Below are 13,911 nucleotides of genomic sequence, written 5' to 3' on the forward strand. Positions count from 1 at the left end.
ACCAGGTGCTTTGCAGATGCAAAGCACCCTTGGTTACCAAACATTGCTTAAGTGCGATGCTTACTCTTGGTCCAACTCGATATTAATACCAAGTGAACGGATTTCCTTCAACAACACGTTGAAAGACTCAGGCATGCCTGGTTGCATCTGATGGTTACCGTCGACGATGTTTTTATACATCTGAGTACGACCGTTAACGTCATCTGACTTAACTGTTAGCATTTCTTGTAGAGTATAAGCTGCACCGTATGCTTCAAGTGCCCACACTTCCATCTCACCGAAACGCTGACCACCAAATTGAGCTTTACCGCCCAATGGTTGTTGAGTCACTAAGCTGTACGAACCGGTAGAACGGGCGTGCATCTTGTCATCAACTAAGTGGTTCAGTTTGAGCATGTACATGTAACCAACAGTTACTTTACGCTCAAATTCGTTACCGGTACGGCCGTCACACAGAGTTAACTGGCCAGACTCAGGTAAGCCTGCAAGAGCAAGCATTTGCTTGATCTCTTTCTCTTTAGCACCGTCGAATGCTGGTGTAGCAATCGGCACACCACCTTTTAGGTGAGTAGCCAGGCGCACGACCTCTTCATCGCTAAACGAATCAATGTCAACACGCTGTAGCACGTCGTCACCTAACTCGTAAACTTGCTTGATGTAGTTACGAAGTTCGGCAATTTCACGCTGCTCTTCAAGCATAGCGGTAATCTTGTTACCGATGCCTTTGGCTGCAGCACCCATGTGAACTTCAAGTACCTGACCGATGTTCATACGCGATGGTACGCCCAATGGGTTTAGTACGATGTCTACTGGATTACCTTCTTCATCGTATGGCATGTCTTCGATTGGACAGATCTTCGAGATAACACCTTTGTTACCATGACGACCCGCCATTTTGTCACCTGGTTGGATGGTACGTTTAACGGCTAAGTAAACCTTAACAATTTTCAGTACACCTGGTGCCAAATCATCACCTTGGGTGATCTTACGACGCTTAACTTCAAACTTCTTGTCAAAGTCAGCTTTTAGCTCTTCGTGCTGTTCAGCTAACTGTTCTAATTCAGTTTGTTTTGCTTCATCGTCGATAACTTGAATTAACACGTCTTTACGTGGGATTTCAGCTAATTTAGCTTCTGAATAACCTACAGACAGTAACAAGTTACGTGCACGGCTCAATACACCTTCTTCAAGGATTTTGAACTCTTCACCTAAGTCTTTACGAGCTTGGCGAACGTGCATTTCTTCGATTTCAAGCGCGCGCTTGTCTTTTTCAACGCCGTCACGGGTAAATACCTGAACGTCGATGATGGTGCCTTTCACTGAGTTAGGTACACGTAATGAACTGTCCTTAACGTCAGATGCTTTTTCACCAAAAATAGCACGGAGTAGTTTCTCTTCTGGGGTTAACTGTGTTTCACCTTTAGGTGTCACTTTACCCACTAGAATGTCGCCACCCTTCACTTCTGCACCAATGTAAACGATACCTGATTCATCTAATTTAGATAAAGCAGACTCACCTACGTTTGGAATATCAGCTGTGATTTCTTCGCTACCTAATTTAGTATCACGAGCAATACAAGAAAGCTCTTGGATATGAATAGTAGTGAAACGATCTTCTTGCGCAACGCGCTCAGAAATTAAGATCGAGTCTTCGAAGTTATAACCGTTCCAAGGCATGAACGCGATACGCATATTTTGACCAAGAGCCAAATCACCTAAATCGGTTGATGGACCATCGGCTAATACGTCACCACGAACCACTGGCTCACCAACGAAACAACAAGGACGTTGGTTAATACAGGTGTTTTGGTTTGAACGGGTATATTTTGTTAAGTTATAAATGTCGATACCGGCTTCGCCTGGGCGTAGCTCATCTTCATTCACTTTAACAACGATACGGCTAGCGTCAACGTAGTCAACAACACCGCCACGTTTAGCCGCAACAACCACACCAGAGTCAACAGCAAGCGTACGCTCAATACCAGTACCTACTAACGGCTTATCAGCACGTAAAGTAGGAACGGCTTGACGTTGCATGTTTGCACCCATCAATGCGCGGTTAGCATCATCGTGTTCTAAGAACGGAATAAGTGATGCCGCAACAGAAATAATCTGTTGTGGTGATACGTCCATATATTGAACATCTGCAGCACGCATAAAGGTAGATTCACCCTTATGACGACACGCAATCTGTTCTTCAACCATACGGCCAGCACTGTCTACTTCAATGTTTGCCTGTGCAATAACATAACGGCCTTCTTCAATTGCTGATAAGTATTCAACTTCATCAGTAATCACACCATCAACCACTTTGCGGTAAGGTGTTTCTAAGAAACCATAAGAGTTAGTACGAGCAAAACTGGCTAATGAGTTGATTAGACCAATGTTTGGACCTTCAGGGGTCTCAATTGGACATAAACGACCGTAGTGAGTTGGATGTACGTCACGAACTTCAAAGCCTGCACGTTCACGAGTCAAACCACCTGGGCCAAGTGCAGAAATACGACGCTTGTGCGTCACTTCTGATAGCGGGTTGTTTTGATCCATAAACTGTGACAACTGTGAAGAACCAAAGAATTCTTTCACTGCCGCAGAAATTGGCTTAGCGTTAATTAAGTCCTGTGGCATAAGCTCGTTTAAATCGCCTAATGATAGACGTTCACGAACAGCACGCTCTACACGAACTAAACCAACACGGAATTGGTTTTCAGCCATCTCACCTACGCTACGAATACGACGGTTACCTAAGTGGTCAATATCGTCGACTTCATCATAGCCGTTACGGATTTCGATGATTTTCTTCATTACAGCAACGATGTCTTCTTTAGACAACACGCCGTTACCTTCGTCTTCAGCGATTTCTAGACGACGGTTGAACTTCATACGACCTACTTTAGATAAGTCATAACGTTCTTCACTGAAGAATAGGTTTTGGAATAAACCTTCAGCTGCATCTTTGGTTGGTGGCTCGCCAGGACGCATCATACGATAAATCTCAACTAATGCTTCTAGGCGGTTAGTTGTAGAGTCAATGCGTAATGTGTCAGCAATATAAGCACCATGATCAAGATCATTGATAAATAATGTATCAATGTTCTTAATACCAGCAAGTGATAACTTAGCTAAATCTTCTAAGCTAATCTCACTGTTAGCAGTAACTAATACTTCACCTGTGTCTTCGTCAATATAATCTTGTGCAGCATACTTACCAACAATGTATTCAACTGGCACTTCAAGCTCAGTGGTGTTGGTTTTTTCAAGTTGCTTAATATGACGAGCAGTAATACGACGGCCAGCTTCAACTAATAAAGTGCCTTCTGCATCTTTAATGTCGTAACTTGCTGTTTCGCCGCGTAAACGGTCAGGCACAAGTGCCATAACAAGTGAATCTTTCTTGATTTTAAACTCTATACGCTCAAAGAATAAATCTAAGATGTCCTGAGTAGAGTATTCAAGTGCACGTAAAATAATCGTTGCCGGTAATTTACGACGACGGTCAATACGAACAAATAGTGCATCTTTAGGATCGAATTCAAAATCAAGCCATGAACCACGGTAAGGAATAATACGTGCGTTATACAGCACCTTACCTGAAGAGTGGGTTTTACCACGGTCATGATCAAAGAACACGCCTGGAGAACGGTGTAACTGAGATACGATAACGCGCTCAGTACCATTAATAACGAAAGTACCGTTATCAGTCATCAATGGGATATCACCCATGTAGACTTCTTGTTCTTTAATGTCTTTAACAGTGCCAGCTGCAGCTTCACGGTCAAACAACACCATGCGTAACTTAACGCGAAGTGGTGCTGAATAAGTAACACCGCGGATCTGACATTCTTTCACATCAAAAACTGGCTCACCTAGCTTGTAGCTGACATATTGCAGCTCACTATAGCCAGAAAAGCTCTTGATAGGAAAAACGCTACGGAATGCAGCTTCTAAGCCGCGTTCACCCGTAGGGTCTTGATCGGTGAACTTCTTAAAAGAGTCTAACTGGATAGACAATAAATAAGGGATATCCAAAACTTTTGGACGCTTACCAAAGTCTTTGCGAATACGCTTCTTTTCAGAATAGGAGTAAACCATGGGTTTCCTCTGCTTACGAGATGTGACCAAGACTGAAATAATATAATTAAATCAGCACGTTTGCCCATCACCGTTGATGGCAAGAACCTAACCAGTAATCTCTGCTAGGGACTGCTAAAACTGGCGACAAACGGTGAATAAAAATCGCCTGCGCATAAAGCGCAAAAAAGGCCGACGGTTAAAAAACCGCCAGCCTTCACCCAATTGCTTGGGTGAGCAAGTAAGTTATAGCTTACTTGATTTCAACAGAAGCACCAGCTTCTTCTAATTCTTTCTTAAGCGCTTCAGCTTCTTCTTTGCTTACCGCTTCTTTAACAGCGATTGGCGAAGATTCAGCCATAGTCTTAGCTTCTTTCAGGCCTAGACCTGTAGCGCCACGTAGAGCTTTAATAACTGCTACTTTGTTGTCGCCGTGTGAAGTAAGAATTACGTCGAATTCTGTTTGTTCTTCAGCAGCTGCACCAGCATCGCTACCGCCAGAAACTACTGCAGCAGCAGCAGAAACGCCGAACTTCTCTTCCATTGCTTCGATTAGTTCAACAACTTCCATTACAGACATTGCTGCAAAAGCTTCTAAAATTTGGTCTTTAGTGATAGACATTAGAAATATTTCCTATTGTTCTGAATTCAATTTGATTAAGCGGCCAACTTAAAATTAAGCGGCGTCTTGTTTTTGATCGCGAAGGGCGGCCAATGTACGAACGAACTTGCCAGCAGATGCTTCTTTCATAGTCATCATTAACTGAGCTAGTGCTTCTTCGTATGTTGGTAGTTTCGCTAAACGATCAATATCAGCTGCAGGGATAAATTCCCCTTCGAAAGCTGCACCTTTAACTTCAAACTTAGCTTGTTCTTTAGCGAAATCTTTTAAAAGACGCGCTGCAGCACCTGGGTGCTCAGTAGAAAAAGCTAATAAAGTTGGGCCAGTGAACGTTTCGGCTAGGCACTCAAAAGCAGTACCTTGAACAGCACGACGAGCTAGCGTGTTACGTACTACACGTACATAAACACCGTTAGCGCGAGCTGTTTTACGCAAAACAGTCATAGCACCTACAGTTACACCGCGAGAATCAGCGGCTACTGCAGAAAGTGCACCTTTGGCAGCTTCGTTGACTTCAGCAACAATTGCCTTTTTGTCTTCGAGTCTTAATGCCATTGGCTTTACTCCTGGATTCTACCTAGGGAATACCCCTAGAATTTACCAAACTAAACACAACATGTGCTTAGTTACTTACGGTGCAGATATTCCAGTAAAAAATTTTAGCTGGGGCCTGACACCGTCTACGCAGGAAATTAAGTTAACCTTACGATTGACGCCTGCGGTCTTGGACGGAAGCTCACGTTTCAACTAATTCACCTAAATAATTTGGTTAAATTAAGCAAAAAGGAGCTTCAACCCACAAAGTGCGCGCATTATAGACTAACGCACGCATTTTGTAAAATTACTTAGCGTCTTCCAAGCTAGCTTGGTCAACAGTTACACCTGCACCCATAGTGGTAGAGATGCTAACTTTTTTAACGTAAACGCCTTTTGCAACTGCAGGCTTAGCCTTTTTCAGTGCAGACACTAACGCTTCTAAGTTGTCTTTTAACTGTTCAGCAGTGAAATCCACTTTACCGATAGTAGTGTGGATAATACCGTTCTTGTCGTTGCGGTAACGAACTTGACCAGCTTTAGCATTTTTAACTGCTTCTGCAACGTTTGGCGTTACAGTACCAGTTTTAGGGTTAGGCATTAAACCACGTGGGCCTAAGATTTGACCTAACATACCTACAACGCGCATTGCGTCTGGTGATGCGATAACAACGTCAAAGTTCATTTCGCCAGCTTTAACTTGTTCAGCTAAATCTTCCATACCCACTAGTTCTGCGCCAGCAGCTTTAGCAGCTTCAGCGTTTGCACCTTGAGTGAATACAGCAACACGAACGTCACGACCAGTACCGTGTGGTAGTACAGTAGCACCACGCACGTTTTGGTCTGATTTACGAGGATCGATACCAAGGTTAACAGCTACGTCAACACTTTCTACGAATTTAGCAGTTGCTAATTCTTTTAAAAGTGCTACTGCTTCGTTGATGTCGTACAGTTTAGTTGCATCAACTTTTTCGCGGATTACGCGAGCGCGCTTAGTTAGCTTTGCCATTATATTAGTCCTCTACTACCAAACCCATTGAACGTGCAGTACCTTCAATTGAGCGAGTCATCGCTTCAATGTCAGCACCAGTCATATCAGCGGCTTTAGTTTCAGCGATTTCCTGAACTGCGCTACGCTTGATAGTTCCTACTTTTTGAGTATTAGGACGGCCAGAACCTGATTTCAAACCAGCTGCTTTAAGCAGTAGGAAAGACGCAGGTGGAGTCTTAGTTTCAAAAGTGAAAGAACGGTCGTTATATACAGTGATAACAACAGGAATTGGCATACCTTTTTCGAACTTTTCAGTACGAGCGTTGAATGCTTTACAGAATTCCATGATGTTCACACCTTTTTGACCTAAAGCAGGACCAACTGGTGGAGACGGGTTTGCAGCACCGGCTGCTACTTGTAGCTTAATATAAGCTTCAATTTTCTTTGCCATGTCGACATTTCCTCTATTTGGGTTCTAGCGCATCTCGGCGACATGCCAATTTGCTCCCCTGAAAACAACGGGTGCGAATTATAGTAAAATACGCACCCGCAAACAATCTTTATTTTGTAGTTATTTTAATCAGGTTTTTTCTACTTGATTAAAATCTAACTCTACTGGCGTTGAACGACCGAAAATCATCACAGAAACCTTAACGCGGTTCTTGTCGTAGTCTACTTCTTCAATTGTGCCATTAAAGTCTGCAAATGGACCATCGCACACACGAACCACTTCACCCGGTTCGTACATTACACGATGAGTAGGTGACTCAATAGTGTCTTGTAGGCGCTGAAGAATAGCATTAGCTTCTTTATCAGAAATCGGCGCTGGACGATCAGAGGTTCCACCAATAAAGCCCATCACTCGCGGAATGCTCTTCACTAAATGCCAGCTGTCATCGTTCATTTCCATTTGGACTAATACATAGCCAGGGAAAAATTTACGTTCGCTCTTACGACGCTGACCCGCACGCATTTCTACCACTTCTTCAGTTGGGACTAAAATCTCACCAAAGTAATGTTCCATGTTGTGCATTTTGATATGTTCTAGCAGTGTTTTAAGTACACGACCTTCATAACCTGAAAAGGCTTGAATTACATACCATCTTTTTTTCGCTTCTGTAGCTTCAGTCATTTTTAGATGCCTATACGCCAGTAATTAAATTGACTACTCGTAACAAAACTGCATCCAATCCCCATAGGACCAATGCAACCACACCAGTTGCTGCAAGTACGATAAAGGTAGTATTAAGCGCCTCTTGGCGAGTTGGCCATACTACTTTACGCACCTCAATATGTGCTTCACGGGCAAATGATAATGCTTGTTTACCTTTAATAGTTTGCAATGCAATAACACCAGCAATAGCAAAAGCAATAATGACCCCAGCAACACGAGCCACAACATTTGCATCTGCGTAAAATTGATTGCCTATAACAGCAGCAGCAATTAGCAATGCTGCTACGCCCCACTTAACGATATCCAAAGAATTACTCTGGTTTTCAGTATTTGTTGTCATCGGTTAATTCCGTTACTCACTACGACCTGAGCTTAGCTTGGTAAACAACATATTTACCAAATCCGCATTTCCGAGCTTTCCCAGAAAATGCATAAGCACAGGGTCAAAAATCGGCCATAGATTGTATTCTTATTCAGCTTTGTTCGCAACAATACAGGTAAAGTTAGCGCAACAAATTAGCCAAAAAAATCAATAAAGCGGTGTTTTTTTCGTAAAAACAAAAAAGGAAGCCGAAGCTTCCTTTTTCAGTGTTCACTAAAGTCGCTATTACGCGATGATTTTAGCTACAACACCAGCACCTACTGTACGGCCACCTTCACGGATAGCGAAACGTAAACCGTCGTCCATCGCGATTGGGTAAATTAGTGTAACTACCATCTTGATGTTGTCACCAGGCATTACCATTTCTACGCCTTCTGGTAACTCGATAGTACCTGTTACGTCTGTTGTACGGAAGTAGAACTGTGGACGGTAACCTTTAAAGAATGGAGTGTGACGACCACCCTCTTCTTTTGATAACACGTATACTTCTGATTCGAACGTTGTGTGAGGTGTGATTGAACCAGGCTTAGCTAGTACTTGACCACGCTCTACGTCATCACGCTTAGTACCACGTAATAACACACCACAGTTCTCACCTGCACGACCTTCGTCAAGCAGTTTACGGAACATTTCTACACCAGTACAAGTTGTTTTAGTCGTAGCATGAACACCTACGATTTCTACTTCGTCTGATACGCGGATAATACCACGCTCTACACGGCCTGTTACTACTGTACCACGACCTGAAATCGAGAATACGTCTTCGATTGGTAGTAGGAATGGCTTATCGATGTCACGCTCTGGCTCTGGAATGTAAGAGTCTAACGCTTCTGCAAGCTCAAGGATTTTTGCTTCCCATGCTGCATCGCCTTCTAGCGCTCTTAATGCTGAACCTTGGATTACTGGTAAATCATCACCTGGGAAGTCGTATTCTGATAGAAGTTCACGAACTTCCATTTCTACTAATTCTAGTAACTCTTCGTCATCTACCATGTCACACTTGTTCATGAATACGATGATGAAAGGTACACCTACTTGACGAGAAAGTAGAATGTGCTCACGAGTTTGTGGCATTGGGCCATCTGTCGCTGCTACTACTAGGATTGCGCCGTCCATCTGTGCAGCACCAGTGATCATGTTTTTAACATAATCCGCGTGACCTGGACAGTCTACGTGTGCGTAGTGACGTGATGGAGTGTCATATTCGATGTGAGAAGTATTAATAGTAATACCGCGCTCACGCTCTTCTGGAGCGTTATCGATTTGTGCGAAGTTACGAGCTTCACCACCGTATGTCTTAGACAATACAGAAGAGATAGCTGCTGTTAAAGTTGTTTTACCATGGTCAACGTGACCGATGGTGCCTACGTTTACGTGTGGCTTTGAACGTTCAAATTTAGCTTTTGCCATGGTATTGCCTCAATCCAATAGTTTGGTGATGAAAACACACATATAATAAAAATCCGATGCATTAATATGACATCGAATCAAGTATTGTTAGGAGTTAGTATGGCAGGCTGGTGCTGATAGGCAGATTCGAACTGCCGACCTCACCCTTACCAAGGGTGCGCTCTACCAACTGAGCCATATCAGCAATCAAATTTTGGAGCGGATGGCGGGAATCGAACCCGCGTTATCAGCTTGGAAGGCTGGAGTAATACCATTATACGACATCCGCGCAACCTAACATAGGCTACCTAACTACCTAGAAAAATGGTGGAGGGAGAAGGATTCGAACCTTCGAAGGCTGAGCCGTCAGATTTACAGTCTGATCCCTTTGGCCACTCGGGAACCCCTCCAGTAAAATGGTGCCGGCACCAAGAGTCGAACTCGGGACCTACTGATTACAAGTCAGTTGCTCTACCAACTGAGCTATGCCGGCATGTCATTTCGGGTTCGGATATTAGGTAAATGTGCTCAGGAGTGCAATAGATAAATGCGAAAAAACCTAAAAAAAGTTTCAAATGGCGTTTTTTTGGTCTCGTTTTTCTAAAAAAGTGCAATTTCTGGGCGAATATATCCCACATGACGACAAATCAATATCAAAGTATTGTCGCCAATTATTCGATAGTGTAATGTGCCTGACCAACCTAGAGGAATGGTTATGACTTCAATAAACTCAATACAAGATGCACTCTATTTTGCTTTTCAGCGCGAGCATTGGGCAGAATTACGTAAATCAGTGCCACTGACGTTGAGTCAAACTGAACTCGAAAACCTTCGTGGTATGAATGAAAAACTGTCACTGGACGAAGTGACCGACATTTATTTACCGCTAAGCCGTTTATTGAATCTATTTGTTGGATCAAAACAGCAACGAGGCTTAGTTCTAAGTAAGTTTTTAGAACAAAAAGATGTGCCAGGTCCTTATATTATCAGTATTGCTGGCAGCGTAGCTGTAGGAAAAAGCACTACTGCACGTATTTTGCAAACATTGCTTCAACGTTGGCCAGAGCATCCTAAAGTGGATCTCGTCACCACCGACGGTTTTTTATACCCGCTTGCTGATCTTAAACGCAAAGGATTGTTGCAACGCAAAGGCTTTCCTGAAAGTTACGATATGAAAATGCTAGTCGAGTTTATTTCTGCTGTAAAAGCAGGTAATAAAGAAGTCTTAGCACCATTATATTCCCATGTCACTTATGACCGATGCCACGATAAACATCAGGCTATACGCCAACCTGATATTTTAATTCTTGAAGGTCTTAATGTCCTGCAAACCGGTTTAGATACTCCTATAGACACCAGACGACCATTTGTTTCTGACTTTGTCGATTTCTCAATATATGTCGATGCCGAGGAGTCATTACTAAAGCAATGGTACAAACAACGGTTTTTGCAGTTTAGAAAAGGCGCATTTAGTGACCCAAAATCATTTTTCCATCATTACGCTAGCTTAAGCGATGACGAAGCTAACGCCATAGCCGCCAATATATGGGACACGATAAATGGGCCTAATTTACAACTTAATATTCAGCCAACACGAGAGCGCGCGCATCTTATTCTGCAAAAAGGCCACAATCATTTAATGAATAAAGTGTTGTTACGCAAGTAAACTGGCCCTTTTAAGTTGCCCTTAAACTTATTTCACCTCCAACAAATGCAGCAACACCTTGTTCATTCTCTAATAATATCGCACCATTTTTATCGATACCCCGACAAGTCCCAGTAACTGAATTTGGTGCCATTAACAATGTTATCTCACGGTTAATAAACAAATCATTTTGGTTCCAACGATCCAAAAATAGCTCCAAACCGTGTTGTTCAAACATAACCAGATCACGCTTTATTTGCTGATGCAGCTTAATTAAAAGATCGGTTTTATCAGGCATATTAGCCATGACAGATAAGTCGCTCCAAGGCTGATCAATTAAATCACCTTGTTCTACAGACATGCTCATATTGATGCCAAAACCAATAATCAGTTCTGTTTTTACATCAGAATGTTGACGTAATTCAATGAGGATACCTGCCAGTTTTTTATGGTCCAAATAGATATCATTAGGCCACTTAACACCTAACCCTTCTACACCTAAATCCTGTAAGGTTTTTACAATTGAACAACCAACCACCAAACTCAGACCACTCGCATGTGAAATATCTTTATTTAAACGCCAAAACAATGAAGCGTAAATATGGTGACCATAAGGAGATAACCACTTTCGTCCACGACGCCCACGACCTGCAGACTGAAATTCAGCCACACATACATCACCAGACTTAAGCTCAGATGCATGTTCTAACATAAATGTATTAGTACTGTGGATTTCGTCAAAATAGAAACACCGATTTTCTATGTTATTAACCAACTCGGTTTCATTTAGCAAAGAAATCGCACTAGCAAGCTTATAACCTTTACCTTTCACACTATAAATTTCGACACCATAGTCTTTAAGTGCATCAATATGTTGATTAATAGCTGCACGAGAGAGTGACAATGACTGTGCAATGACTTCACCAGACACAAACACCTTGTGACTCAAGCAAGCTAATATCTGCCTTTTGCGTAACCAATGATCATTCATTTGATTTCAATCTCCCCTTCAGGTCCAATAATCCTCGGCTCAACATGCAAGGTAACGTCAAATAAAGCATATATGACGTCAATAATATATTTCGCTAATTGACACACATCTTCACCAGTTGCTTGACCTGTGTTGACGAGTACTAAAGCTTGATCTTTATGCACCGCAGCTCCACCTATTTGAAATCCTTTTAGACCCGCCTGTTCAATCAACCAGCCCGCGGCTAGTTTGTATTGCTCATCCGCTTGCTTAAAGGCCACTATCGAAGGAAACCGCTGCTTAAGCGTTATAAACTGACTTGATGAAACAATAGGGTTTTTAAAGAAACTCCCAACATTACCTAGCAAGCTGGGATCAGGTAGTTTAGATTGGCGAACCTGGCAGACACAATCAAATATTTGCTGCGCTGTCACAGTTGACTGTTCCAGATGTTGTAATGGACCATACTCAAGTATTGGCTGCCATTGTTTAGGTAATTTTAGTGTCACCTCCGTAATCACCACGAGGTGTTTTAACTCCTGCTTAAATATTGATTCGCGATAGCCAAACCGACACTGCTCGTTGCTGAACACAACAAGCTCGTTAGTGTCTAATCGCAAAAACTCTACATCTTGGCAATAACGATTAAATTCAATACCATAGGCACCAATATTTTGTATTGGAGCCGCACCCACTGTGCCAGGTATAAGTGCCATGTTTTCCAGACCATTAATATTATTAGCTAAACAAAATTCAACTAATGAATGCCAATTCTCCCCTGCTTGGGCATTGACGTAATAATAGTCATCATCTGTTGTGATCTTAATTCCTTTCGTTTCTACACTCACCACAGTACCTTGATAGTCAGTGGTAAAAACTAAATTACTACCACCGCCTAATATAAGCATCGGCACTTGCTCAGAATAAAGAAACCTACAGGCTGTCGTTAGCTCAGATTTAGTCACTACACGAACCAAAGCTGAGCAATTTTGTTTAAGACCAAATGTATTAAGTGGAGCCAAGGAAATAGACATAAAATTATTAATCTTTAAAGTAATAACATATTGTAACAGGGAACATAAATTCGATTCTCGAGTTTCGATCTAAATCTTAATATCATTTTAGCCAAACTTTATCGTTCGAGTGAAAATCGTTTTATCAAATCGTACTATGCTGTATGCATCAGTCTAGCATTACATCAATATGTGATACTGCGGGATACGGATGCGTTTATACTTCAATTTCAAAGTCCTAATGAATTTGAAACTATGACTAAACCGTTTAAAGATGTAGCTTAAAGAACTTAACTAAGGTGACCGAATTTAGTTGATTAACAGCTGGAACTCCAGGCTTGCTAGGGTCTGTTGATCTTTGCTGGTTGAATTTTGTTCGAGTTAAAAACGTTTTAATCGAGGCGAATGGATTGAAGCCTAGCCACCTAAGCAAAATCTATTCAACAAAGAGTAAAACGTTTTTAGTCGAACCCTGTGGGCAGCGTTTGTTGGTCATTTTTACTGCGTTATCGACTTTTTATGTAGAATAACTACACTTCAACGTCTCTACCTTGTATAAAAGACCAACAACTCGCTGCAAAAATAACCTTGAAAAATCAACAGACCCTAGGCAAGTGATAGTATTGTAGGCATATTTGTTCTCGGCAACTGCTCCTGCGTTGCTCTACCTCCAGCATCCATGCAGTCGTCGGCAACTGCTCCTGCGTTGCTCTACCTCCAGCATCCATGCAGTCGTCGGCAACTGCTCCAGCATCGACTAACTCCAAGAGCCATAACATCGTTCGTCAAAATGCTCTTAAGAAGAATAGAAACCCGTTTGCTGGAAACTCTCAGTCTGTCCATTTCTTTGTTACAGAATTTGAAAGAATAATTAATTTATGCTCACGAAATTGAAAAACTAACGAGTTAATTTATGCAGTACCAATCAGAATAAGTAAATGATTAAAGATTGTATCAGGAACATCGCTTAGAATAAGGCTGTAATTGAATCGAGCTAGTTTTTCTAGCCTCAACAATTCTCGCCAGACTATAAGCAATGTTAACCAGTAAGCATGAGCACATTGTTGTACTGATTAGTATTATACTCCGGAATTAAACCCAATTGAGCAAGTTTGGAGTT

At 42.1% G+C, this 13,911-nt stretch carries 11 protein-coding genes and 4 tRNA genes; 1 reads left to right on the plus strand and 14 read right to left on the minus strand.

Annotated elements, in window-relative coordinates:
• Positions 1-60: 60 nt before the first annotated feature.
• The 12 genes from rpoB to L2703_RS17565 all read right to left on the minus strand — a co-directional run bounded on the left by rpoB (position 61) and on the right by L2703_RS17565 (position 9,656).
• Positions 61-4,092, minus strand: coding sequence for a DNA-directed RNA polymerase subunit beta (gene rpoB / locus L2703_RS17510; RefSeq protein ID WP_248972331.1), 4,032 nt, complete (start codon positions 4,090-4,092; stop codon positions 61-63).
• A gap of 232 nt (positions 4,093-4,324) precedes the next feature.
• On the minus strand, positions 4,325-4,693 hold the full coding sequence (gene rplL / locus L2703_RS17515; RefSeq protein WP_248972332.1) for a 50S ribosomal protein L7/L12: 369 nt from the start codon (positions 4,691-4,693) through the stop codon (positions 4,325-4,327).
• Between the two features lie 54 nt (positions 4,694-4,747).
• Positions 4,748-5,248: a 50S ribosomal protein L10 gene (gene rplJ / locus L2703_RS17520; protein ID WP_188923170.1), complete on the minus strand. Its 501-nt coding sequence runs from the start codon at positions 5,246-5,248 to the stop codon at positions 4,748-4,750.
• A gap of 286 nt (positions 5,249-5,534) precedes the next feature.
• Positions 5,535-6,236 carry a 50S ribosomal protein L1 gene (gene rplA / locus L2703_RS17525; protein WP_248972333.1) on the minus strand — a complete coding sequence of 234 codons (702 nt, stop codon included), beginning with the start codon at positions 6,234-6,236 and terminating at the stop codon, positions 5,535-5,537.
• A 4-nt stretch (positions 6,237-6,240) separates the two neighbouring features.
• A complete protein-coding gene (rplK, locus tag L2703_RS17530) occupies positions 6,241-6,669 on the minus strand; it encodes a 50S ribosomal protein L11 (protein ID WP_160056465.1) in 429 nt (142 codons plus the stop codon).
• Positions 6,670-6,798: 129 nt separating this feature from the next.
• Positions 6,799-7,350: a transcription termination/antitermination protein NusG gene (nusG, locus tag L2703_RS17535; RefSeq protein WP_248972334.1), complete on the minus strand. Its 552-nt coding sequence runs from the start codon at positions 7,348-7,350 to the stop codon at positions 6,799-6,801.
• Positions 7,351-7,360: 10 nt separating this feature from the next.
• Positions 7,361-7,732 (minus strand): preprotein translocase subunit SecE, encoded by a 372-nt coding sequence (gene secE / locus L2703_RS17540; RefSeq protein WP_188740714.1) that lies wholly within the window; start codon positions 7,730-7,732, stop codon positions 7,361-7,363.
• 267 nt (positions 7,733-7,999) lie between these two features.
• A complete protein-coding gene (gene tuf, locus L2703_RS17545) occupies positions 8,000-9,184 on the minus strand; it encodes an elongation factor Tu (RefSeq protein WP_248972328.1) in 1,185 nt (394 codons plus the stop codon).
• Between the two features lie 108 nt (positions 9,185-9,292).
• Positions 9,293-9,368 (minus strand) — tRNA-Thr (locus L2703_RS17550).
• A 10-nt stretch (positions 9,369-9,378) separates the two neighbouring features.
• Positions 9,379-9,452 (minus strand) — tRNA-Gly (locus L2703_RS17555).
• Between the two features lie 36 nt (positions 9,453-9,488).
• Positions 9,489-9,573, minus strand: a tRNA-Tyr gene (locus L2703_RS17560).
• 7 nt (positions 9,574-9,580) lie between these two features.
• Positions 9,581-9,656 (minus strand) — tRNA-Thr (locus tag L2703_RS17565).
• Positions 9,657-9,878: 222 nt separating this feature from the next.
• Here L2703_RS17565 and coaA point away from each other — a divergent pair.
• Positions 9,879-10,829, plus strand: coding sequence for a type I pantothenate kinase (coaA, locus tag L2703_RS17570; RefSeq protein WP_150138660.1), 951 nt, complete (start codon positions 9,879-9,881; stop codon positions 10,827-10,829).
• A gap of 10 nt (positions 10,830-10,839) precedes the next feature.
• On the opposite strand, the gene birA is transcribed toward coaA, so the two are convergent.
• Positions 10,840-11,799, minus strand: a complete 960-nt coding sequence (birA, locus tag L2703_RS17575; RefSeq protein WP_150138661.1) for a bifunctional biotin--[acetyl-CoA-carboxylase] ligase/biotin operon repressor BirA — start codon at positions 11,797-11,799, stop codon at positions 10,840-10,842.
• Entirely contained in the window at positions 11,796-12,812 is a 1,017-nt protein-coding gene (gene murB, locus L2703_RS17580; protein WP_248972335.1) for a UDP-N-acetylmuramate dehydrogenase, read from the minus strand. Before murB ends, birA begins: the two co-directional genes overlap by 4 nt.
• Positions 12,813-13,911 lie beyond the last annotated feature (1,099 nt).

The sequence above is a fragment of the Shewanella basaltis genome (assembly GCF_023283885.1).
Taxonomy (GTDB): domain Bacteria; phylum Pseudomonadota; class Gammaproteobacteria; order Enterobacterales; family Shewanellaceae; genus Shewanella; species Shewanella basaltis.